27 protein-coding genes and 1 pseudogene are annotated in these 24,170 nt (G+C 72.1%); 19 read left to right on the top strand and 9 right to left on the bottom strand.

The window, feature by feature from the left end; translation table 11 throughout:
- The first annotated feature begins 256 nt into the window (after positions 1 to 256).
- Positions 257 to 2,827, top strand: a complete 2,571-nt coding sequence (locus tag ACQPZW_RS27440; RefSeq protein WP_433788902.1) for a LuxR C-terminal-related transcriptional regulator — start codon at positions 257 to 259, stop codon at positions 2,825 to 2,827.
- 57 nt (positions 2,828 to 2,884) lie between these two features.
- Positions 2,885 to 3,481, top strand: a complete 597-nt coding sequence (locus ACQPZW_RS27435) for an HdeD family acid-resistance protein (protein WP_433788901.1) — start codon at positions 2,885 to 2,887, stop codon at positions 3,479 to 3,481.
- Positions 3,482 to 3,508: 27 nt separating this feature from the next.
- On the opposite strand, the pseudogene ACQPZW_RS27430 reads toward ACQPZW_RS27435, so the two are convergent.
- Positions 3,509 to 4,111: pseudogene (locus ACQPZW_RS27430) on the bottom strand (ribonuclease BN); the annotation flags it as partial.
- A gap of 180 nt (positions 4,112 to 4,291) precedes the next feature.
- On the opposite strand from ACQPZW_RS27430, the gene ACQPZW_RS27425 reads away from it, so the two are divergent.
- The 6 genes from ACQPZW_RS27425 to ACQPZW_RS27400 all read left to right on the top strand — a co-directional run bounded on the left by ACQPZW_RS27425 (position 4,292) and on the right by ACQPZW_RS27400 (position 10,629).
- Positions 4,292 to 5,128 (top strand): class II glutamine amidotransferase, encoded by an 837-nt coding sequence (locus ACQPZW_RS27425; RefSeq protein WP_433788900.1) that lies wholly within the window; start codon positions 4,292 to 4,294, stop codon positions 5,126 to 5,128.
- Between the two features lie 61 nt (positions 5,129 to 5,189).
- Positions 5,190 to 6,521, top strand: coding sequence for an amino acid permease (locus ACQPZW_RS27420; protein WP_433788899.1), 1,332 nt, complete (start codon positions 5,190 to 5,192; stop codon positions 6,519 to 6,521).
- Positions 6,518 to 7,735: an arginine deiminase gene (locus ACQPZW_RS27415; RefSeq protein WP_433788898.1), complete on the top strand. Its 1,218-nt coding sequence runs from the start codon at positions 6,518 to 6,520 to the stop codon at positions 7,733 to 7,735. The genes ACQPZW_RS27420 and ACQPZW_RS27415 overlap by 4 nt, the downstream gene beginning before the upstream one ends.
- A 101-nt stretch (positions 7,736 to 7,836) precedes the next feature.
- Positions 7,837 to 8,838 (top strand): ornithine carbamoyltransferase, encoded by a 1,002-nt coding sequence (gene argF / locus ACQPZW_RS27410; protein WP_433788897.1) that lies wholly within the window; start codon positions 7,837 to 7,839, stop codon positions 8,836 to 8,838.
- Positions 8,838 to 9,785, top strand: a complete 948-nt coding sequence (locus ACQPZW_RS27405) for a carbamate kinase (RefSeq protein WP_433788896.1) — start codon at positions 8,838 to 8,840, stop codon at positions 9,783 to 9,785. The genes argF and ACQPZW_RS27405 overlap by 1 nt, the downstream gene beginning before the upstream one ends.
- Positions 9,751 to 10,629 (top strand): metallophosphoesterase family protein, encoded by an 879-nt coding sequence (locus ACQPZW_RS27400; RefSeq protein ID WP_433788895.1) that lies wholly within the window; start codon positions 9,751 to 9,753, stop codon positions 10,627 to 10,629. The genes ACQPZW_RS27405 and ACQPZW_RS27400 overlap by 35 nt, the downstream gene beginning before the upstream one ends.
- On the opposite strand, the gene ACQPZW_RS27395 is transcribed toward ACQPZW_RS27400, so the two are convergent.
- Positions 10,601 to 11,089, bottom strand: coding sequence for a hypothetical protein (locus tag ACQPZW_RS27395; protein ID WP_433788894.1), 489 nt, complete (start codon positions 11,087 to 11,089; stop codon positions 10,601 to 10,603). The two genes, ACQPZW_RS27400 and ACQPZW_RS27395, sit on opposite strands and share 29 nt — an antisense overlap.
- A gap of 104 nt (positions 11,090 to 11,193) precedes the next feature.
- On the opposite strand from ACQPZW_RS27395, the gene ACQPZW_RS27390 reads away from it, so the two are divergent.
- Positions 11,194 to 11,745: an Rv1733c family protein gene (locus ACQPZW_RS27390; RefSeq protein WP_433788893.1), complete on the top strand. Its 552-nt coding sequence runs from the start codon at positions 11,194 to 11,196 to the stop codon at positions 11,743 to 11,745.
- Positions 11,746 to 11,766: 21 nt separating this feature from the next.
- Positions 11,767 to 13,164 (top strand): MFS transporter, encoded by a 1,398-nt coding sequence (locus ACQPZW_RS27385; RefSeq protein WP_433788892.1) that lies wholly within the window; start codon positions 11,767 to 11,769, stop codon positions 13,162 to 13,164.
- A 43-nt stretch (positions 13,165 to 13,207) separates the two neighbouring features.
- On the opposite strand, the gene ACQPZW_RS27380 is transcribed toward ACQPZW_RS27385, so the two are convergent.
- The 3 genes from ACQPZW_RS27380 to ACQPZW_RS27370 form a co-directional block, all read right to left on the bottom strand.
- Positions 13,208 to 13,975 (bottom strand): YhjD/YihY/BrkB family envelope integrity protein, encoded by a 768-nt coding sequence (locus tag ACQPZW_RS27380; RefSeq protein ID WP_433797633.1) that lies wholly within the window; start codon positions 13,973 to 13,975, stop codon positions 13,208 to 13,210.
- 159 nt (positions 13,976 to 14,134) lie between these two features.
- A complete protein-coding gene (locus ACQPZW_RS27375) occupies positions 14,135 to 14,548 on the bottom strand; it encodes a DUF7144 family membrane protein (protein ID WP_433788891.1) in 414 nt (137 codons plus the stop codon).
- 22 nt (positions 14,549 to 14,570) lie between these two features.
- A complete protein-coding gene (locus tag ACQPZW_RS27370) occupies positions 14,571 to 14,969 on the bottom strand; it encodes a hypothetical protein (protein WP_433788890.1) in 399 nt (132 codons plus the stop codon).
- A 116-nt stretch (positions 14,970 to 15,085) separates the two neighbouring features.
- Between ACQPZW_RS27370 and ACQPZW_RS27365 the strand changes: the two genes are divergently transcribed.
- Positions 15,086 to 15,625: a hypothetical protein gene (locus tag ACQPZW_RS27365; RefSeq protein WP_433788889.1), complete on the top strand. Its 540-nt coding sequence runs from the start codon at positions 15,086 to 15,088 to the stop codon at positions 15,623 to 15,625.
- Between the two features lie 104 nt (positions 15,626 to 15,729).
- Here ACQPZW_RS27365 and ACQPZW_RS27360 read toward each other — a convergent pair whose 3' ends face one another.
- The gene (locus ACQPZW_RS27360; RefSeq protein WP_433788888.1) at positions 15,730 to 17,043 is read right to left on the bottom strand and encodes a diacylglycerol/lipid kinase family protein; all 1,314 of its coding nucleotides are present in this window, start codon (positions 17,041 to 17,043) and stop codon (positions 15,730 to 15,732) included.
- 146 nt (positions 17,044 to 17,189) lie between these two features.
- On the opposite strand from ACQPZW_RS27360, the gene ACQPZW_RS27355 reads away from it, so the two are divergent.
- Genes ACQPZW_RS27355 through ACQPZW_RS27335 form a run of 5 tightly spaced genes read left to right on the top strand, consistent with a single transcriptional unit; the run spans position 17,190 to position 19,938 of the window.
- The gene (locus ACQPZW_RS27355; protein ID WP_433788887.1) at positions 17,190 to 18,044 is read left to right on the top strand and encodes a M48 family metallopeptidase; all 855 of its coding nucleotides are present in this window, start codon (positions 17,190 to 17,192) and stop codon (positions 18,042 to 18,044) included.
- Between the two features lie 56 nt (positions 18,045 to 18,100).
- Positions 18,101 to 18,328, top strand: coding sequence for a hypothetical protein (locus ACQPZW_RS27350; protein WP_433788886.1), 228 nt, complete (start codon positions 18,101 to 18,103; stop codon positions 18,326 to 18,328).
- The gene (locus ACQPZW_RS27345) at positions 18,318 to 18,995 is read left to right on the top strand and encodes a potassium channel family protein (protein WP_433788885.1); all 678 of its coding nucleotides are present in this window, start codon (positions 18,318 to 18,320) and stop codon (positions 18,993 to 18,995) included. Before ACQPZW_RS27350 ends, ACQPZW_RS27345 begins: the two co-directional genes overlap by 11 nt.
- Positions 18,992 to 19,390: a DUF7144 family membrane protein gene (locus ACQPZW_RS27340; RefSeq protein WP_433788884.1), complete on the top strand. Its 399-nt coding sequence runs from the start codon at positions 18,992 to 18,994 to the stop codon at positions 19,388 to 19,390. The genes ACQPZW_RS27345 and ACQPZW_RS27340 overlap by 4 nt, the downstream gene beginning before the upstream one ends.
- Before the next feature lie 5 nt (positions 19,391 to 19,395).
- Positions 19,396 to 19,938 carry an HdeD family acid-resistance protein gene (locus ACQPZW_RS27335; RefSeq protein ID WP_433788883.1) on the top strand — a complete coding sequence of 181 codons (543 nt, stop codon included), beginning with the start codon at positions 19,396 to 19,398 and terminating at the stop codon, positions 19,936 to 19,938.
- Between the two features lie 75 nt (positions 19,939 to 20,013).
- On the opposite strand, the gene ACQPZW_RS27330 is transcribed toward ACQPZW_RS27335, so the two are convergent.
- On the bottom strand, positions 20,014 to 20,487 hold the full coding sequence (locus tag ACQPZW_RS27330) for a DUF2231 domain-containing protein (protein WP_433788882.1): 474 nt from the start codon (positions 20,485 to 20,487) through the stop codon (positions 20,014 to 20,016).
- Between the two features lie 231 nt (positions 20,488 to 20,718).
- On the opposite strand from ACQPZW_RS27330, the gene ACQPZW_RS27325 reads away from it, so the two are divergent.
- Complete coding sequence (locus ACQPZW_RS27325; protein ID WP_433788881.1) at positions 20,719 to 21,558, top strand: hypothetical protein; 840 nt, start codon at positions 20,719 to 20,721, stop codon at positions 21,556 to 21,558.
- A 260-nt stretch (positions 21,559 to 21,818) separates the two neighbouring features.
- On the top strand, positions 21,819 to 22,085 hold the full coding sequence (locus tag ACQPZW_RS27320) for a tetratricopeptide repeat protein (protein ID WP_433788880.1): 267 nt from the start codon (positions 21,819 to 21,821) through the stop codon (positions 22,083 to 22,085).
- An 18-nt stretch (positions 22,086 to 22,103) separates the two neighbouring features.
- Here ACQPZW_RS27320 and ACQPZW_RS27315 read toward each other — a convergent pair whose 3' ends face one another.
- Positions 22,104 to 22,796, bottom strand: coding sequence for a SprT-like domain-containing protein (locus ACQPZW_RS27315; protein ID WP_433788879.1), 693 nt, complete (start codon positions 22,794 to 22,796; stop codon positions 22,104 to 22,106).
- A 180-nt stretch (positions 22,797 to 22,976) separates the two neighbouring features.
- On the opposite strand from ACQPZW_RS27315, the gene ACQPZW_RS27310 reads away from it, so the two are divergent.
- Positions 22,977 to 23,675: a hypothetical protein gene (locus ACQPZW_RS27310; protein ID WP_433788878.1), complete on the top strand. Its 699-nt coding sequence runs from the start codon at positions 22,977 to 22,979 to the stop codon at positions 23,673 to 23,675.
- Between the two features lie 20 nt (positions 23,676 to 23,695).
- Here the strand turns inward: ACQPZW_RS27310 and ACQPZW_RS27305 are convergent, their stop codons facing one another.
- Positions 23,696 to 24,169: an SRPBCC domain-containing protein gene (locus ACQPZW_RS27305; RefSeq protein WP_433788877.1), complete on the bottom strand. Its 474-nt coding sequence runs from the start codon at positions 24,167 to 24,169 to the stop codon at positions 23,696 to 23,698.
- Position 24,170 lies beyond the last annotated feature (1 nt).

Raw genomic sequence — 24,170 nt, 5'->3', positions numbered from 1 at the left:
CCACAGAGGTGCCTCGTTCGGGGCGAATGAATTGCCGGTGATCAATGCAACTTGCAGCTGGACGAACGGGTTTGATGCACTCTGCACGCGAATACGGGTGGTTGCCCCATCGATACGTTCTGTGTTTCGGTGGGGCCGGTCAGCTGGGGGCCGCGCCGGGACGCTACGCGAAGCGTCGCCTGGTCGGAGGCGTGAGCCGTGAATTGGGGGCGACATGCGTGAACGGTCGGTCAGTGCTGCCACGATCCGAATATCGGTGGAACACACCACGCCACCCCGGCTGCAGGCCGGGCTGATCTGGCGGGCCCGCCTCGCCACGATGCTCGACGACGGGGTCGGCCGGGGCACCACCCTGGTTTGTGCCGGGCCCGGGTGGGGCAAGACGGCGCTGGTCGCCTCGTGGGCGGCGGCCCGGTCACTGGGCGGCCCGGTCGCCTGGCTCACCCTCGACGCCCGGCACGACGACGCGAACGTCTTCTGGTCCGATCTGTATCTCGCGCTGCACGCCGCCGGAGGGCTCCCGCCCGGCGGCGTCGTCCCGGGGCCGGGCGCCGGCGCGGTCGAGTTCCGGCAGTCCCTGGCCGCCGGGCTGGTCCGGTGCTCCCGGCGGGTCGTGGTGGTGCTCGACGACCTCCAGCGGGTGAGCGACCCGCGGATCCTGGGCGGGCTGGCCGGACTTCTGAGACTGCGGCAGGTCCGTTTCGTGCTCATCACCCGCCGCGAGGCGGACCTGCCGCTGCACCGCCTGCGGGCCGGTGGCGAGCTGACCGAGATCCGCGCCGCCGACCTCGGCTTCCGGCCGGAGGAGGCGGCCGAGCTGTTGGCCCTGGGCGCCCGCCGGATGCCGACGGACCGGGTCACCGCGATCGTGCGCCGCACCGAGGGCTGGAGCGCGGGTGTGCGCCTGCTCCTGGACAACCCCGATCCGGTGCGCGCCGACGACGTCATCGAGGACTACATGCTGCGCGAGGTGCTCGGCGAGCAGCCCGACCAGGTTCGCCGGTTCCTGCTGCGCACGAGCCTCCCGGACCGGATCTGCGGTCCCCTGGCACACGTCCTGACCGGTGAGCGGCACGGCCATTACCTGCTCGAGGACCTGGCCCGCGACAACCTGTTCGTCGAGCGGGCCGGTGGCGGGCGCTGGTTCCGCTACCACCCGATGCTGCGCGCCGCTCTGCGCCGCCGGGTCGCCCGGCGATGGCCGGACGCCCCGGCCGGGCTGCACCTGGAAGCCGCCCGCTGGCACGACGCGGAGGGCGCGGCCCTGCCCGCGCTCACCCATGCCGCCGCGGCCGCCGACTGGGATCTGGTGGCCCACATCCTGGTCCGGCGGGGACTACCCCTGTTCACCTCGGCCGACCGGCCACAGCTGCTGGAGGTGCTGCGGCGGATTCCGGTCGGCCGGCTGGCGTCGACCGCCGAGCTCGCGGTCTGCCAGGTGGTCCTCGCCTACGCGCGGGGCGACCTCGCCGCTGTGCCCCGCCTGATCGCCGCGATCCCGCCACTGCTCACCGGCCGCGTCGACAGCGCCCGGGCGCTGGTCGAGGTCGCGCTGGCCGTGCTGGAGAACGGGGCGGTGATCCGCTGGCGCGGGGACATGCCGCAGTTGCTGCGCGCATCCACCGAACTGCTGACCGACCTCTCCCGGCTGAGCTGGGAACACGCGCCGTCCCTGGTCGAGTACCGGGCAATGACCCTCAACAACAAGGGCACGGCTCTGCTCTGGAGCGGCCGGTTCGACTACGCCGACCGCTACCTGTGGGCGGCCGTCTCCGCGGCCCGGACCGCCGAGGTGCCGTTAGTCGAGATCAACTCGCTCGGACTGCTGGCCCAGCTCGCCGTCTTCCAGGGGGCGCTGCGCGAGGCCGAGGACCACGCGACCGCCGCCGTGGAGTCCGCCCGCCGCATCGACGGAAAGGGGGACGCCGCGGTCGCCCCGGCCTACCTGGCCCAGGCGATGATCGAGTCCGAGCGGGGCCGTGACCCGGAGGCCGAGGACTGGCTGCGCAAGGGGTTGCACGCGCTGGGCGCCGTCCCGGAGGTCACCCAGTCCATCGTGGCCGGGGTGATCCGGGTACGGCTGCTGCTGGACCGCGGCGAGACGGCCGGTGCCCGTACCCTCCTGGGTCAGCTCCGTAGTGAGGCGAGGCCGCCACTAGCCGCATCGCAGATCGATCGCCTGCTCGATCTGGCCGGGGCGGAGATCCGGCTCGCCACCGGCGACCCCGGCCCGGTCGTGGCCGCCTACGGCACCCGGATCGCTCTCGTCCCCGCCGAACAGGTCAACCTGGCCCGTGCCCTGCTGGCCACCGGCAATCCGCCGGCGGCCGCCGCGCTGCTGGCCCGGGCACGCGACGGATCCGACCGGATCGCCGCGACCAGCGCCTGGGTCCTGACCGCCCTCGCCGCCGACGGCCAGGGCCGCAGCTCGGTGGCGAGCGACGCGCTGGCCCGGGCGCTGGCCTCGGCCGAGCCCGAGCTGATCCGCCGGCCGTTCCGCACCATCGACACGAACCGGCTGATCGTCCTCGCCGAACGGCAGCAGTGGCTCACCGAGCTGCGCGGCCCGGCCCGCGACAGCGTGCTCAACGAGATCACCGGCGAGATCCCGATCATCTCGCCGCTGCCGGCCGCCGGACCGCTCAGCGAGCGGGAGGTCGACGTCCTGCACTACCTGCCGACCGTCCTGACCGCCGCCGAGATCGCCGAGAACCTCGGCATCTCGGTCAACACGGTGAAGGCGCACATGCGCTCGATCTACCGCAAGCTCGGAGCCGGACGCCGGCGGGAGGCCGTGGTCACCGCCCGCCACTCCGGCTTGATCTGAACGGCTCACCCGCTCCGGGTGATCCCCGCGCGGCCGGGGGTCACCCAGCCTGGCCGCATGACCGACACCGCACCGATGTGGCCCGGCACGGCCACCGAACTCCGCACGCAGCCGTTCCCCTGGTGGACGCTGCTGGTCACCGGGCTGCTCTCGGTGGCTCTGGGACTCACCGTCCTGATCTGGCCGGACATCTCCCTGAAGGTGATGGCCGTGCTCACCGGCGTCTGGCTGGCCGCCGGCGGCCTGGCCCGGATCGTCGCGGCGTTCCTGCCGACCGGCCGCAGCGTCGCCGGGCACGTGTTCTCCGGAGTCGTCGGCATCATCGTGCTGGTCGCCGGCCTCGCCTGCCTGCGCAACCTGATCACCGGCCTGCTCGTGCTGGCGGTCGTCTTCGGCACCACCTGGGTGCTCAGCGGGCTCGCCCTGGTGCTGGCCGGAGCCACCCGGCACGGGGCGCTACGGGCCGCGCTGCTGGTCGTGGGCGTGCTCACGATCCTGCTCGGTGTCGCCTTCGTCGTCCTGCCCGACCTGTCGCTGACCACCCTCGTCGTGCTGACCGGCGCCGGGAGCCTGGTGGCCGGCCTCGGGGAGGTCGTCCTGGCGTTCCTGATCCGGCACATGCAGCACACCGGCGAGGACCGCGGTCAACAGTAGGCAGAACGACAGCACGTACAGCCAGCCGATCCAGGTGAACGCCAGCCCGATCGAGCCGTACCGGCCGGCACTGGTCTCCAGGGCCCGCGGCAGGTAGACGGCGCCACCGGCCCGTATCCCGACCATCGCGGCCGCGAACAGCACACCGGTCAGCAGCAGTCTCGACCACGGCACCACCGGGCCGAGCAGGATCCGCGGCAGCAGGACGGCCAGCGCCACGTCGGCCACCGCGGTCACCACGATCTGCCCGGCCCGGGGCGCCGGCAGCATCCCGGTCAGGCCGCTGAGCAGCCGGATCCCGACCACGAACCCGACCAGGATCAACACCGTGCCGATCTGCCAGCCGGTCGCCGCGGCGCCGGTCCGGCCGCCGGTGACCTGCCAGACCGTCCGGTACGCCCGGACCAGCGCCCGCGCCAGCCCGGTCGCCGACAGGACCACGATGAAGCAGCCGGCCACGCCGAACGCGTTGCTGCGGCTGCCGGCGAGCGCGTCGTCGAGCAGCCGCGCGGTGGAGTCCGGTATCCGCAGCAACGATCCCAGGCGGTCCCGGATCCGGCCGCCGGCCAGCGCGCTCAGCATGATCAGCAGTGGGAAGACCGACGTGAACGCCTGCGCGGCGAGGGTCATCGACCGGTCGAAGATCTGCACGCGGACGAGTTCGCCGAGGACGGTCAGGACCCTCTCCCGCACCCGGCCCGGCAGGGCGGCCAGCACTCTCATCCCGTCATGCTCGGCGGCCCGCCCACCGGACGGCCTCATCCGCCGGGGGTGAGCCCCCGCCGGCCGCACGGCGACCACCATGACGCCATGTGCCGCTGGATTGCCTACTCCGGGTCCCCGATCCGGCTCGAAGAACTGCTCTACCGGCCCCGATACTCCCTGATCGACCAGAGTCTGCACGCCCGGCTCGGGGTGGAGACCACCAACGGCGACGGCTTCGGCGTCGGCTGGTACACCGGCGACGGGGGCGGTGAGCCGGCCCTCTACCGCGGGACCGGCCCGGCCTGGAACGACGCCAACCTGCGCGAGATCGCCCGGTCCACGGTGTCGCCGCTGTTCCTCGCCCACATCCGGGCCAGCACCGGGACCGCGGTGCAACAGACCAACTGCCATCCCTTCCGGTACGGCGAGTGGCTCTGGGTGCACAACGGGTCGATCCGCGAGTTCCACCGGCTCAAACGTGACCTCGTGCTGGCCGTCGACCCCGATCTCTACCCGTCGATGGCCGGGTCCACCGACTCCGAGGTGATGTTCCACCTGGCCCTCACGTACGGGCTGCGCGACCGGCCGGTGGCCGCCGTGGAACGGATGGCCGGACTGGTCGAGTCGGTGGGCCGCGCGTACGGCGTACCCGATCCGCTCCAGATGACCGTGGCCGCCACCGACGGTGACCGGACCTGGTGTTTCCGCTACTCGAGCGAGGGGCGCAGCCGCTCGCTCTTCTACAGCACGGAGATCTCGGCGCTGCGGCAGCTCTACCCCGGGCAGGCCACGCTGCGCGGGCTGTCCGACGAGACCCGGCTGATCGTGTCCGAGCCGCTCGGCGAGCTGGCCGGCGCGTGGCAGCCGGTGCCCGAGTCGAGCTACGGCGTGATCCAGAAGGGCATCGACGAGCTCGGCCGGTTCGAGCCGGCCGCGCCCTGACACCCCCGTTCATCCGGCCGGAGTGATTCGCGCCGGGATCCTCTTCGGAGAGGCTGCGGCCATGACCGACCTCAAGGCGACCGAGACCCGCACTCTCGGCCTGCCGCAGGCCACCGCGCTGATCCTCGGCACCATCATCGGCGTCGGGATCTTCAATCTGCCCTACTCGCTCGCCTCGATCGGGCCGATCAGCATCGTGGCGATGGTGCTGACCACGGTCGGCGCGCTCGCCCTCGCCGTGATGTTCGCGTCGCTGTCGAAGCGGATGCCGGCCGACGGCGGCCCGTACGCCTACGCCCGCGCCGCGTTCGGTGACGGGGTCGGGTTCGCCAATGCCTGGTCCTACTGGATCACCGCGTGGGCCGGCAACGCGGCCATCGTGACCGGCTGGGTCTACTACGTCGAGCATTTCGTGAACAAGGACGGTGTGACGATCTGGTCGATCGTCATCGCGCTGTTCGGCATCTGGCTGCCCGCCCTGGTCAACCTGACCGGCGTGAAGAACATGGGCGTCGTCCAGTTCTGGACCACGATCGTGAAGTTCATCCCGCTGGTGATCATGTCCACGGTCGGGTTGTTCTTCATCAGCACCGCCAACTTCAGGCCCGCCAACGTCAGCGGCGAGTCCGACCTCACGGCGATCGGCAGCGCCATGGCCATCTGCCTGTTCAGCTACCTCGGTGTCGAGTGCGCCGCGGTCGCCGCCGCCAAGGTCCGCGACCCGAGCCGCAACGTGCCGCGGGCGACCGTGATCGGCACGCTCGGCGCCGCCGTCGTCTACCTGCTGTCGATGGTCGCCATCTTCGGGATCGTGCCGACGTCGGCGCTCGCCGAGGACGCCAACAAGGCGTCCTACTCGGTGGCCGCGAACATGATGGCCGGCGGCGAATGGGCCGGTGACCTGGTGGCGCTCGCCGTCATCGTCTCCGGCTTCGGCGCCCTCAACGGCTGGACCATGATCTGCGCCGAGATGCCGCTCGCCGCGGCCCGCGACGGGCTGTTCCCGGCACTGTTCGGCCGCATCTCGAAACGCGGGGTGCCGGCCGCCGGCATCGTCGCCTCCAGCGTGCTCGCCACCGTCGCCATGGTGATCAGCTACGCCGGGGCCAGCGGCGCCACGGTCTTCAACACGCTGGTGCTGATGAGCGGCATCACGGCCGCGATCCCGTACGCCTTCTCGGCGCTGGCCAAGCTCAAGTGGCGCCGCGAGGGTGGTGTGGCCGATCTGATCGTCGCCGTGCTCGCGCTGGTCTTCTCGATTCTCTTCATCTGGTATTCGCGCAACTCCGGCGACGACTGGTTCGTCGTCTGGGGCCCGTTCCTGATGGCCGGGGCCGCCGGCCTGATCGGCATACCCGTGTACGCGTCCATGCGCAGAAGGAGTGCTCCATGAGCTTTCACGTCGACTCGGAGACCGGTCGGCTCCGTCAGGTGATCCTGCACCGCCCCGGGGTCGAGCTCAGCCGGCTCACCCCCGACAACGTCCGTGACCTGCTCTTCGACGACATCCTGTGGGCGCGGCGGGCACGTGAGGAGCACGACGCCTTCGCCGAGGTGCTGCGCGAGCGTGGGGTCAGGGTGCACTACTTCGCCCAGCTGCTCGCCGACGTGCTGGACGTCCCGGCCGCCCGCAACTGGGTGCTGGACCGCATCGTCACCGACGACACCGTCGGCCCCACCCTGGCCGGGCCGCTGCGCCTTCTCGCCGAGCAGGCCGAGAGCGAGCGGCTCGCCGATTACCTGATCGGTGGCGTGCTCAAGAACGAGCTCGCCGGGTTCACCGTCAACAGCCTGCGCTGGGAGCTGATGAACGCCGACGACTTCGTGCTGACCCCGCTGCCCAACCACCTGTTCCAGCGGGACAACTCGGCGTGGATCTACGGCGGCGTCAGCATCAACCCGATGGCGATGCCGGCCCGGCTGCGCGAGTCGGTGCACAGCGCGGCCATCTACCGGTTCCACCCGATGTTCAACCTCACCGACTTCACCGTCTGGTACGGCGGTGACGACGAGCCGCACCAGCCGGCGACCCTGGAGGGCGGCGACATCCACGTCCTGGGCAACGGGGCGGTGATGATCGGGCTGGGGGAGCGGTCCACCGCGATGGGTGTGGAGAACCTGGCCCGCAGCCTGTTCACCGCCGGGGCGGCGACCAAGGTGATCGCCATCGAGCTGCCGCACTCGCACGCCATGATGCACCTGGACACGGTCATGACGATGATCGACCGGGACACCTTCGTGCTGTACCCGTACCTGCAGGAGTCGCTGCGGTCGTGGACCGTGCTGCCCGACAGCGACGCCGACGGGCTCCGCGTGGTCCGCAACGACGACCTGTTCGCCACCATCGCCGAGACCCTGGGCGTGGACAAGGTGCAGGTGCTGGAGACCAACGAGGACATCCGCGCCGCCCAGCGGGAGCAGTGGGACGACGGCAACAACTTCCTGGCCGTGGAGCCGGGGGTGATCGTCGGCTACGAGCGCAACGTCACCACCAACACCTACCTGCGACGGCAGGGCGTCGAAGTGATCACCATCGCCGGCGGCGAGCTCGGCCGGGGCCGGGGCGGCCCCCGGTGCATGACCTGCCCGATCGAGCGCGACGCCTGATCGCCCATCCCCCTCGCCCCTCGCCCCTCGCCCCGCGTCCATCGCCCCCCCGCGTCCATCGCCCCCCCGCGTCCATCGCCCCTCGTCCGGAGGTATACGAGATGTCGTTCAACCTGCGTAACCGCCACTTCCTCAAGGAACTCGACTTCACCCCGCAGGAGTGGAAGTTCCTGCTCCGACTCGCCGCCGAGCTCAAGACCGCCAAGTACGCCGGAACGGAGGTCCCGCGCATCGCCGGCAAGAACATCGCGGTGATCTTCGAGAAGACGTCGACCCGGACCCGCTGCGCCTTCGAGGTCGCCGCCCACGACCAGGGCGCGCACGTCACCTTCCTCGACCCGGGCAGCACCCAACTCGGCCACAAGGAGTCGGTCAAGGACACCGCGCGGGTGCTCGGCCGCTTCTACGACGCCCTGGAGTACCGCGGTTTCGGCCAGGAGAACGTGGACACGCTCGCCCGCTACTCGGGCGTGCCGGTGTGGAACGGGCTCAGCGACGAGTGGCACCCCACCCAGACCCTCTGCGACATCCTCACCATGCGCGAGCACACGGTCAAACACGACAACGAGGTCGCGTTCGCGTACCTCGGCGACGCGCACAACAACGTGGCCAACTCGCTGCTGATCGGCGGGGCGATGATGGGCATGGACGTACGGATGGTGGCGCCGCAGTCCCGATGGAACCCGGACGAGGTGATCAAGGCGGCGCAGAGCATCGCCGAGACCACCGGCGCCCGGATCACCCACACCGAGGACGTGGCCGAGGGCGTCCGCGGCGCCGACTTCCTCTACACCGACGTGTGGCTGTCCATGGGCGAGCCCAAGGCGGCCTGGGACGAGCGGATCCGGCTGCTCCAGCCGTACCAGGTGAACATGGGCGCGGTCCGGGCCACCGGGAACCCGGCGGTGAAGGTCATGCACTGCCTGCCGGCCTTCCACGACCGCAACACCAAGGTCGGCCAGGAGATCTACGAGCACACGGGACTGGCCTCTCTGGAGATCACCGACGAGGTGTTCGAGTCGCCGTACTCGATCGTCTTCGACCAGGCCGAGAACCGGATGCACACGATCAAGGCGATCATGGTCGCCACCCTGGGGTCCTGATGCGCCTCGTCATCGCCATCGGCGGCAACGCCCTGCTCGAACGCGGGCAGCGACCCGACGCCGCGATCCAGCGGGCCAACGCCCTGCGCGCGGTCGCCGCCCTGGCCCCGCTCGCCGCCGAGCACGAGGTGGTCGTCACCCACGGCAACGGGCCCCAGGTGGGGATGCTCGCCCTGCAGAGCGCGGCCGACCCGGCACTGGCCGTCCCGTACCCGTTCGACGTCCTCGGCGCGCAGACCCAGGGCATGATCGGATACTGGCTGCTCCAGGCCCTGCAGAACGCGCTGCCCGGCCGTCAGGTCGCCGCGATCCTGGACCAGACGCTGGTCTCGGCGGCCGACCCGGCGTTCGGTGCGCCGTCGAAGTTCGTCGGCGCCGTCTACGACGAGCCGACCGCCCGCCGCTTCGCCGCCGAACGCGGCTGGCAGGTGGCCCGGGACGGTGCGGCCTGGCGCCGGGTCGTCCCGTCGCCGCAACCGCAGCGGGTCGTCGAGACCCGCATCATCCGTCAGCTGCTGGACGGCGGCTCGATCGTGGTCTGCGCCGGCGGCGGCGGGATCCCGGTCATCCGCGACGACAACGGCCGGCTCGCCGGAGTCGAAGCCGTCGTCGACAAGGACCTGGCCACCGCGGTGCTCGCCGAGTCGCTCGACGCCGACGCGCTGCTGCTGCTCACCGACGTGTCCGCGGTGATACGCGGGTTCGGCGGGCCGGACCCGCAGCCGATCACCAGATCCACCCCCGCCGAGCTGCGCCGTGAACGGTTCCCGGCCGGATCGATGGGGCCGAAGGTGGAGGCGGTCTGCCGTTTCGTCGAGCTAACCGGCGATCTGGCAGCGATCGGCGCTCTGGAGGACGCCGCCGCGATCCTCGCCGGCAAGGCAGGAACGGTCGTGACACCGGGCGGCGACTATGGCGGCCCGCACGACCTGCACCCGCCCCGGTGAGTGCGACCACCCCACCGGCGAGCGGTGCAGCGCCGCTCGCCACGCCGGCCCGGCCCGGACGCCGCCGGGCCGGGCCGGCGCCTCCATGAACCGGCCGGCCGTCGTCGCGCACCTGTCCGACCTGCACCTCGGCGCCCACTACCGGTACGCGGTGGACAGCGTCGTGGCGGACGTGACGGCGGCCCGGCCGGACCTCGTCGTCGTCACCGGGGACCTCACCATGCGGGCCCGACCGGTGGAGTTCCGGCAGGCACGGGACCTGCTCGGGCGCCTGCCCGGGCCCGTTCTGGCCGTCGTCGGCAACCACGACCTGCCTCTTGCGTCGTGGCGGCGCGTCGTTCGGCCGTACCATCGCTGGCACTCCTGGATCGACGCGGACCCGCAGCCGGTCCGCCGCGCCGGACCGGTGACCGCCCTGGGGTTGAACTCCATGCCGCGCTGGCGGTGGAAGAACGGGCGCGTCAGCGTCCGGCAGGCCGGTGACGTGGTCCGCGTTCTCGGCTCCGCACCCGCCGGCGACATCCGGGTGCTGGCGCTGCACCATCCGCCGCTGGCCACCGGGTCGGCCGCGCTGATCGGCCGCGGCCGACTGCTCGACGCCGTCCGCGACGCGCGCGTCGACCTGGTGCTGGCCGGGCACACCCACGTGCCGGACGTGCGCTTCCGCGGCGGCACGGCCTTCGTCGTCGCCGGGACCGCGACCAGCCGGCGTCTGCGCGGCACCGGCTGCTCGTGGAGCCTGATCAGCGTCCGGGACGGCCACGTCGAGGTCCGTGAGCGGGTGCTCGGCCCGGACGGCTGGCGGGCCGGCCGGGTCAGTGCAGCAGCGTCTTCAGCACGATGAGGGCCGCGCCGAACGCGCCGGCCGTGACGGTGGAGACCAGCCGTTCCAGGGGATGCAGGCGGCCGTCCGCGCCGATCCACCAGCCGGCCATGCACAGCAGGCCGGTCGTGCACGACAGCGACGCGATCCCGGCCGTCTCCTGCGTGGCTCCCGCCAGGCGGGCCGCCAGCAGCACCAGCAGCGGCAGGACACTCGCCGTCACCATCTCCCAGCCGCTCGCCAGCTGGTGCCGCACCGTGTGCCACGTCGGACGATGGCCCTCGTGGATGCGTTCGGCGACGATCCGGGCGTACCGCTCGGCCACCCAGTAGATCGTCAACGTGGCCAGAACCGCGATCGTCGTCCGCCATGCCGTCGCCGCGTGCGACGCCACGAGCACCGCCGCGCCGACGATCAGTCCGTAGATACCGGAGGCCGTGGCCTCCTCGGTCTCGTGCCGCAGCCGGAGCCAGATCGGCATGCCCACCTCCCAGAGCCGGAGTCGAGCTTCGCCGAGCCGGTGCGCGTCTCCCTCATCCGGCGGGGATGAACCGCTCCGGTGCGCCGCGCACGATCCTTCGGAGCATGTTCGTCCGCAGAAAGAACCCACTGTGGCGTGGCTCGGACCGGCTCGAGACGGTGATGCTGGTCAGCCTCTTCTCGATCTTCCTGCTCGGCGCGCCGGTGCTGGCCTGGTGGGCGGCGGGCGCCAGCCACGACGCCGACCAGCGGGCGATCTCGTGGGAACGGCACAACCTGCACGAGGTGACCGCCCGTCTCGAGGGCACCGCGGCGCAACTGCGGGCCAGCCCGTACGCGGCGCACGCCACCTGGACCGCGCCCAACGGTGTCCGGCGGACCGGCCAGATCACCGTCGCCCCCGTCAGGCAGCCCGGCGACGAGGTACGCATCTGGGTCAACAGGGCCGGCGACCTGCGCTCCGAGCCCGGCGACCGGAACCCCGTCGGCAAGGCCACCCTCGTCGCGATCGTGGTCGTCGGCACCGTGGCCGCCGCCGCGAACGGGCTCCGGCGCATCGGGACGGCTCTGCTCGACCGCTACCGGGCGCGGGCCTGGCAGCGGGCGTGGAGCGAGATCGGCCCCCGCTGGAGCCGCGACCACCGCCCCTTCTCATAGGCTTCCGGTAGGAGACAACCGATGGTGGAACGGACCAGGACCGGGCGTTTCCCGGTCGGGCTGCGCCGGGCGCTGATCGCCTTCGCGCTGGCCCAGTTCATCTGCAGCTTCGCCGGCTCCAACATGAACGTGATGATCACCGACATCAGCGCCGATCTGAACACGTCGGTTCAGGGCGTGCAACTGGCCATCACCCTGTTCCTGCTGGTGATGGCGGCGTTGATGATCCCGGGTGGCAAGCTCACCGACAGCCTCGGCCGCAAGCGGTGCCTCCAGCTCGGCCTGCTGCTCTTCGGCGGCGGCGCGCTGCTCAGCGCCGTCGCCCCCAACCTCGCCGTCCTCGTCGTCGGCTACTCGATCCTCGAGGGGGTGGGTACGGCGCTGCTCATCCCGCCCGTCTACATCCTCACCACCCTGCTGTTCCGCGACATCGGCTCCCGGGCGCGCGCCTTCGGTGCGATCAGCGCGATGGGCGGCATCGGCGCGGTCGCCGGCCCACTGCTGGGCGGCTTCATCGCGTACGCCGTGAGCTGGCGCGCCGCCTTCGTCGTGCAGGCCCTCATCGTCGTGCTGATCGTGCTGCTCGCCCGGCGCGCCGTCCACGACCCGCTGCCCGCCGACCACAGCCGGCCGTTCGACGTCGGCGGTGCCGTGCTGTCCGCCGCCGGTCTCGTCCTGATCGTCCTGGGCATCCTGGCCGCCGACGACGACCCGCGGCTCACCGTGGGCCTGGTGATCGCGGGCGTCCTGGTGCTCACCTGGTTCTTCCTCTCGGTCCGGGCCAGGGAGCGGGCCGGCCGCGAACCGCTGCTGCCGACCAGCCTGTTCCGTAACCGGGCGTCCAACCTGGGCCTGATCACCCAGAACATGCAGTGGCTCATGGTGATGGGCACGTCCTTCGTCGTGTCCACCTATCTGCAGGTGGTCAAGGGCTACAACGCCATCGAGACCGGCGCCGTCTTCACCGCCACCACCGTCGGGGTGCTGCTGTCGTCACTGTTCGCCGAGCGGATGGCCCGCCGCCGTGCCCAGCGCACCCTGATCCTCGCCGGGTTCGCCGTCACCGTCGCGGGCATCGCCCTGCTTCTGGCCCTCGGTGGCGGCGCCGACAGCATCTGGTCGCTCGTCCCGGGTCTGTTCATCATCGGCCTCGGCCTGGGTGGCATGCTCACGCCGTCGGTCAACGTGGTCCAGTCCAGCTTCGGCGAGGACCTGCAGGGCGAGATCTCCGGGCTGTCCCGCAGCGTCTCCAACCTGGGATCCTCGCTGGGCGCCGCCCTGGCCGGGACCATCCTGGTGGCCGGCGTCTCCAGTGCGGAGCCCGGCCGCGCGTACGTGTGGGCGATGCTCGCGGTGGCCGCCGCCGGGCTGATCGGCCTCACCGCCGCCTGGTTCCTGCCCCGCACCCGCCCCGCCTGATTCCGGCGATTCCGGCCGTCATCGTGGAACCACACCAGAGCCCTCAGGAGCCGGGCGGGCGGAGAGTGTAGGTGATCTCGGCGGCGGGCAGACGCTCCTGTTCGCGGGCCAGCAGACTCATGGCCCGGGCGTCCGCCTCGGTCGGGCGGGACGGGTCGAGCGCCCGCGGCCACAGCCGGGCGTGCCGGACGGCGGCGATCTCGGCCGCCAGCACCAGGATGTTGCTGAGCAGGTAGAGCAGTGTGAAGAAGCCGGCGACGGTGGCGAACCCGCCGTAGACGCGCCCGGCCCGGCGGACGAGCTCGGGCAGGACGGCGGCGCCGAGTGTGAGCAGCCCGGTCACGCCGAGGGCGCCGATCGCCGCGGCCGGCCACAGTGACCGCAGCGGTGCCGGGCGGGTCAGCAGTATGCGGGCGACCGCCAGCAGGACCAGGCCGGCCACCGCCCACGTTGCGGGGACGGCCACGGGGGCGGGCGCGACGACGGTGAGGCCGCCGATGCCGACGGCGCCGGCGATGACGGCCGCCAGGGCGGCCAGCGCCCGCAGATAGCGGGAGACGATGCCGGCCCGCCGACGGATGGGCACGGCGGCGACGTGATTGAGGGTGTCGTACGCGCTGAGCACCACCCCGGTCCCCGAGAGGATCAGGCCGGCGACCCCCACGATCAGGGCGGTGTACGACGCGGACAGGGTCGCCATGGACGCCTCGATGCCGGGCTGGAGTGTCGGCGGCACGATCGCGGCGATCAGGTCCCGCCGTAGTTCCGGCCGGCGGGCCAGCGCCTGTGACACGGCCGCGACCCCGAGCAGCAGGGTCGGGAAGAGACTGAGGAATCCGTAGTAGGTGATCAGCGCGGCCTCGCGGGCCCGTCGTCGTCCAGGTATTTGCAGATCACCGCGTACCCGAACCCGAGTGGGCCCCGCCGTCGCTGCAGGTCGTCGAGCCGCCCGATCACCGGGGCGCCCGGCTCACGTCCCCTGGGCGTCGGCCACCTCGTCACCGTGGGCGGCGGCCGCCCACACGACGATCGCGGCGAGCGTGACGGCCACGGCCGACCAGACCGGGTGGGCGGCGGCGAACGTGAAGTTCACCAGCGCCGACACGCCCGCGAGCAGGATCGCCGTGAACCGGGCCCACAGCAGCCCGCGGAACAGGCCGACCCCGGTGACGATCGCGATCGTGCCGATGGCCACATGGAACCAGCCCAGAGCGGTCAGCGACACCGGAAGGAGCAGGTCGGAACGGGTGCCGGCGAGGATCTCCGGCCGGATCAGGCCGATCGAGCCGGCGTAGAGGTGCACCGTGCCGAGCAGCACGAGCATCACGCCGGCGAACAGCACCCAGGCGACCCAACCGGTCGCCCGGCTTGTCTCGACACGCACGGCGGCCTCCTTCACCACGTGGTCAGCAGGTCGCCTGGATGGTGGCGCGCAGGTTCTGTGCCCCGGTGCGTACGCCGGCCACGTCACCGCGGACGACCGACAGGTTGGTGAGGCTGGGGTCGGTGCGTGCGGTGTCGACGCTGGCGGACAGGCGGTCGACGGCGGCCCGCAGCACGTCCGTCTGCGGCCCGAACTGGGCCTGCGCGTCGGTCACGAACTGCTGGAGCTGCTCGATCAGCTGCCGCAGGTACGGCCGGAGCGCGGACAGCCCGTTCTCCGAGACGTTCGTCTGCCGGATGTGCTCGACGGTGTTCTGTACGGCCTGGTAGCTCTCGCAGACGGCGGCCTGCACGGTGGCCGGCTCCCCGGAGCATCCGGTGAGCAGGAGGAGCCCCGCGGTGTACGGGAGTAGTCGTCTCATGAGGTGAGGGTCCCCGTCCGCGTCCGTCCGGCCCTCACCCGTACCGGATGAGGCGGTGGCCCACCGGCCGGGCCGAGGATCGACGTCGTCGGTGACGCAGATCTGAGGAGTGGAAGATGTCCATCGGTCCCGTCCAGCTGATCGTGCTGGGTTTCCCGCATCCGAACTTCCATGGCGAGGTGATCGCCGAGCTGGAGCGCCTTCGGCAGAGCGACACGGTCCGGGTGATCGACGCGCTCGCCGTCTTCAAGGACGCGAACGGCGGGCTGGAGGCGGAGCATCTGAGCAACCTGTCCACCGAGGAGGCCGTCGAGCTCGGCAGCAAGGTCGGCGCGCTGATCGGCCTCGGCATCGAGGGCGAGACGGGCGCGGCGGCCGGGGCGCAGCTGGGCGCGGCGGTGGCCGAGGACGGTGTCGCGGTCTTCGACGACCCACAGGCCTGGGACGTGCTGTCCGACATCCCGGCGGGTACCGCCGCGGCGCTGCTGCTGATCGAGCATCACTGGGCGGTGCCGCTGCGGGACGCGATCGCCCGGGCCGGTGGGTTCCGCCTGGCCGACGGCTTCATCAGCCCGCTGGACCTGGTCGGGATCGGGTTGCTGGCGGCCGAGGAGGCCAAGGAGTTGCACGACCTGGAGACGGCTGCGGCCGCGTGAGGAAGAGGAGTAGGTCATGTTCGGTTCGAGGAGAGTGGCCCGGCGGACCGGCCGGCGCACCGCACGGCGCGTGACCCGCCGGGTGGTACGCCGGCGGTGATCGGCTAACGGCGGCGGCTGGCGAGTGCCAGCCGCCGCAGTCGTGTCCAGTCCATCTCGGGCGACGCCGGCCGGGTTCCCGGGCGTTGCCGCGGCACCCGCACCCGCAGCACGCCGGGCCGGATGACGCAGCGCACCGGTGTCGGCAGCAGCACCGCCTCGCCGTCGATCCCGACCGGCACGGACGGTGTGTCGGCGTCGACGATCGCCTCGGTGGCGGCGCGGACGGTCAGCGCCCGGGCCCGCCCCCGTCCGCTGACCAGGCGGGCGGCGTCGGCGGCGCCGCGCACGGTCACCGCCAGCACGCCCAGCACCCCCCGATCGAGGCGCGGACGCTCACCGAGCCCGGCGATGTCCCCGGTCGCGTAGGGATTGTTGCTGACCAGCACGGCCTGCGACCCGGTGACGGTGACCCCGTCGACGGTGAGCCGCAGATGCGGGCCGCTCGCTCCGGTCAGCGCGTCCGGCAGCATCTCCAGAGTGGTGCCGACCTTGTCGTCGCGGTAGGCGGGACTCTGCACCACCACCGCGTACGCCCCGAACGACGCGTTGTTCACGAACGTCCGGTCGCCGATCAGACCCAGGTCGACGCGTACCTCGACACCGTCGGTGAGCGCGTCGAGGCAGGTCGACGGGTCTTCCCGGTCCAGGCCGAGATCGAGGGCGAAGTGGTTGCGGGTGCCGGCGGAGATCACCAGGAACGGCACCCCGTGCTCGGCGGCGACCCCGGCGACCAAGGCCTGCGTGCCGTCGCCGCCGGCCACCCCGAGCAGGTCGGCGCCGTCGCGGACCGCCTGCCGGGCGACCGCGGCGACGTCCACGGCCGGCCCGTCGAGCAGGAAGACCTGCGCGCCGAGGGCGCGGGCCCGCTCAGCGAGGCGAAAGCGCTCGACCTTTCCGCCCCCCGAGCGGGGATTCATGATGAGGTACGGCCGGAGCGGAGCCGTCGTCACGATCTCCGCCGGCCCGCTGCCGGGTTCGGTCAGCGCCCGCCGCCCGGCCGCCACCGCGACCGCCCAGAGCAGCGCGAACGCGAGGACCACCCAGAGCAGCCGGTGCCGCATGTAGACGACCGCCACGACGATCGGGGCCAGCACGACGACGGTTCCGGCCAGCCCGCGCCACAGCCCCCGGTGGGTGAGGAACCACCACGCCCCGGCGAGCCCGGCGGCGCCCGCGAGCGCCGCGGTGAGCAGCAGCCCGATGCCGCCGCGCAGGCCGGCGACGGCCAGGACCAGGGTTACGGCGGCGATGGCGGCGACGAACGACGACCGGGCCAGCCATGCCCGGCCGGGGGTCACGACGGATGCCTCGGGCATGGCGGTGCACCTCCTGGCGTACAGCTGAACGGTTTTGCCCGTGAGCCTCGCCGGGCCGGCGGTGCCCGTCCTCACTCCGGTGGGATGAGGCGCGGCGCAGCCGCCCGGCGGAGGGTCACGGCAAACCGGGAGACAGGAGATCCGTCGTGTCCACGCATTCCAGGCCGACGCGGCTGCGGCATCCGGCCGAGCTGCCGTTCTACGCGTTCATGGTGATCCTCAACGTGCTCATCGTCGTGTTCATCCTCCAGGCCGCGGCCACCCTGCCCTACCTGCCGGAACGACTGGAGAACACCGGCTGGGCGACCGCTGTCCGGTCCGCCTTCGTCGGGTTGCTGCTGCTGGTGCCGGGCCTGGTGGTGGCTCGCGAGATGCAGCGGGCGTCGATTCGAGGCACCGCCGTGGAGCTGTCGCCGAAGCAGTACGGCGACATCTACCGCACGATGGACGACTACGCCCACAAGCTGGGCCTGCGGCGCCGCCCGAACCTGTTCCTGGCCAACGGCAACGGCACCCTGAACGCGTTCGCCGCCCAGGCCACCGGCCACGACTACGTGGTCCTGGCCAACGAGCTGTTCGTGAACCTGCGGGAGAACAACCGGGACGGACTGCGCTTCATCCTCGGTCACGAGCTGGGGCACATCCGCCTGCACCACGTCTCGCTGTGGTACCAGCTGTCGGTCTGCTACTCCGAGCGGATCCCGCTACTCGGCCCGGCCCTGTCCCGGCTGCGGGAGTACTCGTGCGACCGGCACGGCGCCCATCTGTCCCCGCGCGGCGCGACCGGCCTGGTGCTGCTCGCCTCCGGCCGGCACACCGAGCAGACCACCGACGTGGAGCAGCTGGTCCGGCAGGGGCAGGCACTGCGCGGCTTCTGGGTGGGCCTGGCCCAGCTGCCGATGTCCCACCCGTTCACGGTCCGGCGGCTGGAACGGCTGTTCCGCCTGGGCCTGTTCCACGCGCGGGTGCGCGGCGCGGAGTCCGTCATCCCTCCGGGATGACGTGCCGTCGGCGGGCGCGGGCGTCAACTGACCGCAACGACAGGGAGGGACGAGTCATGCCCGAGGCGACATATCAGGTACGGGTCTCCGGGGCGATCCCGGACGAGCTGCTCGTGGAGCTGCGAGACCTCACGGTCAGCGTGGAGCCGCCGGAGACCGTGTTGCACGGCTCGCTGCCCGACCAGTCGGCCGTGGTGGGCCTCATCTCCCGGATCCACGGCCTCGGCCTGCGGCTGATCGAGGTGCGCCGGCTGCCGGCCCCGGAGGACCCGGGTGCGTTCTGAACGGTTGCGCGGCGGGTACGGCCTGGTCCTCTTCATGATCATCGGGACGTACGTGCTGGCGCTGCTCGCCGACAGCCGACCGATGGTCGCGCTGCTGCTGTTCGTGCAGACGCTGACGGTGTGGCAGGCGCTACGGGTCTCCGGGGCCCGGATCGGGATGCGCCTGGCCGCCGCCGGAGTGTTCGTACTGGCCCTGGTCGCGGCCGGGGTGGACCTCCTGGTCCACGATTCGCCGCTGGTCGGGTTCACGTTCCTGGCCGCGAGCGCGCTCTACCTGCTGGCCCCGTTCGCGATCGTCCGGGATCTGGGCCGGCACGGCGGCGTGGACGTGCAGACGATGCTCGGCGCGCTCGCCGCGTACCTGCTGATCGGCATGGCGTTCGGGTTCGGCTACGAGTGCGTCGCCGTGCTCCAGACGGGCCCGCTGTTCGGCGCGGACGGCGACCCGGAGATGTCCGAGGCGCTGTTCTTCAGTTTCGTCACGATGACCACCACCGGATACGGCGACATGGTCCCGGCCACGAACCCGGCCCAGAGCATCGCCGTGCTGGAGGCCCTGCTCGGCCAGCTGTTCCTGGTCACGGCAGTGGCCAAGGTGGTGGAGAACTGGCGGCCGCGGGCCTGGCGGGCCGCAGCCGAAAACCCCACCTCAGGAGAGCCGGAATGACGACGGAAACCGCGAAGCCGGGCCAGTGGCTCGGCATGGTGATCTTCAGTGGCGTGATCATGATGCTTCTCGGCAGCTTCCAGCTGATCGAGGGCATCGTGGCGATCATCCGGGACGAGTACTACATCACCACCACCGCCGGGCTGGTGGTCGACTTCGACTACACCGTCTGGGGCGTGTTCCACGCGACGCTCGGCCTGCTCGCGATGGCGGCCGGCATCGGGGTGTTCCTCGGGCAGATGTGGGCGCGGGTCGTCGGCATCGGCATCGCCGGGATGAGCGCCCTCGGCAACCTGCTCTTCCTGCCCGCCTATCCGTTCTGGTGCGCCGTCGTCATCGCGGTCGACGTGCTGGTGATCTACGCGCTGGCCGTGCACGGCCGAGAGGCCCGGTGAGCCCGATGTCACGTACCTGGACCTGGTTGCGCCTGGCCGCCGGGGTGCTCGCCGTCGGCGTCGGCATCCTGGCGTTCGCCTGGCCGCAGGCCACCCTGCGGGTGGTGGCGTTCCTCTTCGGCCTCAACCTGCTGATCGCCGGCGGTATCCGCATCCTGCAGATGTTCGTCGCCGACGGGCTGCCGGCCCTGCACCGGGTCGCGGGGATCCTGCTCGGCCTGCTCGTCGCCGGCGCCGGCATCGTCTGCCTGGCCGACGTCACCAGGTCGCTGAGCCTGATGCTGCTGATCGTCGCGATCGGCTGGCTGTTCGACGGGATCGGCGAGATCTTCCTGTCCCTGGGGCGGCGGTCGGCGGGCGGCGGCTGGCGGATCGTCGTCGGGCTGTTCGCCGTGCTGGGCGCGCTGGCGCTGCTGATCTGGCCGGGCCTGGGCCTCGCCGGTTTCGTCCTGGTCGGGGCGACCACCCTGGTGTTCGGCGGGATCTGCCTGATCGCCGCCTCGATCGCCGGCCTGCGCCAGCCCGAGCCGGCCGTCGATCGCGGCTGACGTCCGGTCTGTCTGCTCAACGTCCTTTTGCTCAACGTCCGGCCCGTCGCGGGTCTCACCTGCTTGACGGCGGTCCTATTCGCTCAGCGGCAGGCCCGCGGAGCGGGTCGTGACGGCCGGTTCGGCGATCGGGGCGCGGGGGTCGGCGAACCGGCCGCCGAACCAGGCGCCGAACGCGGCCACCACCAGCCCGGCGCCTTCGAGCAGCAGCAGCCCCGGGTCCGCGACGCGATCCGCGCCGCGGACCCGCATCAGCGTGAGCACCGCGAAGACGATCAGCACGCCGACGTCGAGCAGCAGGCTGAGGAACCCGATCCGCGCGCCGGCCGCCTCGGTGGCGGTGAACGCGTCGAATCCCACGACCGCCGTGGCCAGGACACCACCGAACAGGCCGGCCACCAGATTCCAGTACGCCAGCGTGCCGACCAGCGCGGGTGCGCCCAGCAGGGTCGCCAGATCGAAGACGAACGCCATCCAGAAGAAGCCCAGCGGGAACATCAGCAGCAACGGCTGCACACCGTGGCCCGCCAGTCGGAGTCGGCTCTGCATGCGGCGGTTCCCCCTGCCGTACACGCCTGTGTCACCGGACCGGCCAAGCGTCGGTCGGCGGCTCGGCGCCGACGTCATCCCGCGCGGGTGAATCCGCCCCGCCCGGCTCATCCGGGGCGAGGGATGCCCGGCCGGGGGAGATGGCCGGACGCTGAGGCCTACCAGCGAGAGTGGGAGAGGGCGATGAGACGACTGCTGCCGGTCGGTGTGGTGTTCTGCCTGGTGGGGTTAGTGGCGTGCACCGGGGAGGGCGACGTCGGGTCGCTGCCGTCGACACGCCCCTCGGCGGAGGCGACAGTCGACCGGACCGTTCCGGCCCGTACCGAGAAGCCCGAGCCGACCCGGACCACCGAGAAGCCGGAGAAACCGGAGCCGACCCGGACCACCGAGAAACCGGAGGAGCCGAAGCCGACCAAGACGACCGAGAAGGCCGAGGAGCCGGAGCCGACCAGGACCAAGGACCCGGAGCCGACGAAGACGACCGAGAAGCCCGAGCCGGTCGACACCCGGACCGTCGAGGTCACGGTGACCAAGGTGCCGGTGGCCACCACCACCACGACGGCGCCCGAGCCCACGCAGTCGTCGGCGGCCGTCGTCACGGTCGCCGACGAGGACGACTCCGGTGGGTTCCTCGGCTGGTTCCTGCTCTTCCTGCTCTTCGGCGGACTCGCCGCGGCCGTCCTGATCGCCCGCTCCAAGCGCACGTCCACCTGGGACGCCGAGGCCGGCTCGCTGTCGGCCGAGACCCGGACCATCACCGACTCCCGGCTGCTCAGCGTCCTGGCGATGCGGGAGGCCGAACGACGTGGCCTGGCCTGGCCGCCGGTCCGGGACGACCTGACCGGCCTGTCGGCGCGCTGGGGTGCCCTCGGCGCACAGAACATCGACGGGGCCCGGCAGGCCCGCGCTCGGGAGATGGCGGTGCTGCTGCGCGATCTGGCCGTGGCCGTCGACGCGGAGAACGAGGCGCTGGCCGCCGGCCGCGAATGGCAGCTGCTGCGCCCGCAGGTGGACCAGATCCTCGACACCATCGATGCCGCCATGACCCCGGCCGAGGCGCCGCTGCCGTGACCGCCGGCATGACACCATCTCCCGGTGACGACGGATCCTTACGACGGACGGCTGGCCCGCGCGGTCGGACTGCGCACGGACGGCCGCGCGGCCGAGGCCCGCGAGCTGCTGCTCGCCCTGAGGGCCGAGTTTCCGGACGACGCGATCGTCGCCTACCAGACGGCGTGGGTGCACGATGTGCTCGACCTGGAGCAGGAGGCCGTCCCGCACTACCGCGCGGCGATCGCGGGGGCCTGCCGGACGCCGACCTACGCGACGCGGTGCTGGGGCTGGGCAGCACCCTGCGGGCCCTCGGCCGCGACACGGAGGCGGCCGAGGTGTTCGCGCAGGGGCTGGCGAGGTTCCCCGGCGACCGGCCGTTGCGGGTGTTCCGGGCCATGCTGCGGTACAACACCGGCGACGCACGGGAGGCCGTCGCCGACCTGCTGCGGCTGCTCGCCGACACCACGGGGGCCGAGGACATCCGGCAGTACCGGCGGGCGATCAGCGCGTACGCCGAGGATCTGGACCGCAGTTGGCTGGGATGACCGGTCCGTCGTCGCCGGTCAGGCGGGCTCGGCCAGCGGGAACGGGACGTTCAGCAGGCCCGCCTTCGTCTGCACCTGGTATCGCGACCGGCCCCGCTTCACGATGGTGCCGGCGAGCCCACCGTATTTTCCCCGGCCGGTCAACCGGACCCGGGCGCCCACCGGCAGCTCCACCACCGGCGCGACGGCGGGCGGGCCGGAGCTGAGCCGGGCCAGCTCCTGCGCATACCGTGGGTGCATCGGCGCCGCCGCCCCGTTACGGGTCCAGGAGAACAGCGCCGACCGGTCGAACACCGGTGAGCAGCGTGAGCACGACCGCACCCGGACCGGGCGGCGATGCACCGTCGTCCGGTGGCCGGCCGGGCAGACGCCCTCCCAGACGCCCTCGACCCGCGGCACGTCCTCCGGCACGCACCGGGTGCCGGAGCAGCCGATCCGCACGGCGATCGCCCGCCACACCCGGTCGTGGCCGTGGCCCGCACCGGCCAGGGCGTGCGCGATCTCGTGCAGCACCGTCTCGGTCACCTGTTCTGGCGAATACAGCCGGATCAACGGCCGGGAGAGCCCGATCTCCCGGTCCGCCAGGCGGCAGATCCCGGCGCGTGTCTTGGCATCGTCGAAGGTCAAGGTCCAGTCGGCGAGCCCGTGCCGGGTCATCAGATTGTCCGCGAGTTCCCGCGCCTCGTTCAGGTCCACAGCGCGCCGCTCCACGTCGTCACCCCCCTATCATGACGTGCCCGCCGGGCGGGCTCTCCCAGGGCTTGGTGATCATGCGCGGCGTCGTCGTGGCGGGACGGCCCGTGAGGTCGCGGCCGCGGTGTACCGTCCCTCCAGTGGAGAATCGGACACCCGCGTGACCTCGCGCCGTGGCTACTTCCGGCGCTGACGTTCGTGCTGGTCACGGCCTTCGTGATGGCGCCGACCCTGCTCGTGGCGTACCCGCCCGGCACGGGTTTCGCCTCGGAGCCGGCTCTGGCGGCGGCCGTCCGGCAGGCCGTCGCCGAGTACTGGCAGTCCGGTGCGCCGGAGTTTCCGCCGGCGCTGACCGGCCTCGTCGACTACTGGCTGCGATATCACCTGGTCAAGGCGGTCACCGCCGGGTTGCTCGTGGTCGTGCTGGCAGCGATCGTGGTGCGGGCCGCTCGGCGGCCGTTGCTCGCCGCGCTGGCGGCCGTCCCGGCGCTGTTCGCGGTGGCGCTGGTGATGGCCAACGTGCAGGGCATGGTGGCGCCGTTCGCGTCGCTGCTGCCGATGCTGGTCGACGGTGGATCGCCGTCGGCGCCGCTGGAGCCGGTCCGTGACGACCTGGCGGGATCCCTGACCTCCGGCGCCCCGCCCGCGCCCGCCGTCGAGGCGATGATCACCGACTTCGCCCGTTACCACGTGGCGATGGTCGTGATCGCCGCCGTGGTGGCCGTGGCGCTCGCCGGGCTGAGCCGTCACCTCTGGCGGCGCGGCGGTGGCCGCCGGTGGTGGGCGGTCGGCCCGGCCGCGGTGGCGCTGCCGCTGGTCGTCATCGCGGTGGCGAACGCCACCACCGCGGCGGATCCGGCGCCGGCCCTGCTGGCCTTCCTCAACGGCGGCTGGTGACCCCGTCCGCTCGGGCGCCGTCAAGCCCCTTCCACATGGTCGGTGAAGATCTCCAGAATGCGTTTCCAGCCGGCCTCGTAGCCGCCCGTCACCGAGGTGGCGCCGGCGAACTGCTCCTCGGTCAGCCGGTCCCAGCCGCGGTGCTCCAGGGCGACCCGGGTCAGGGCCGGCGCCAGTGCGGTGAACGTCAGCTCGACCTCGGTGGCGGCCGGCAGGATCGTCCAGGTCATGCCGAACCGTTCCGGCGGATCCCAGACGATCACCTCGCCCCAGCCGACCCGGGAGCCGTCGGCCCACGTCTCGTAGACCTGCCCGCCCAGCTCACGCTCGACGGTCACCGACACGACCCGCTCCTGGCCGAGTGAATGCGGACGGGTCGGCCACCACACGCCGATGTCGCGGACGAACACCTCGAACGTGTGCTCCCGGTCGCTGCGAACCAGCGTCGACTGCCGGATCGGGGGCCGCCGCAACGGCCGGACGTCGTCGCTCATG

The organism is Actinoplanes sp. CA-252034 (assembly GCF_050956125.1).
GTDB lineage: Bacteria > Actinomycetota > Actinomycetes > Mycobacteriales > Micromonosporaceae > Actinoplanes.
The sequence above is the reverse complement of the archived record's forward strand: the minus strand, read 5'-3'. Positions and strand labels throughout refer to the sequence as shown.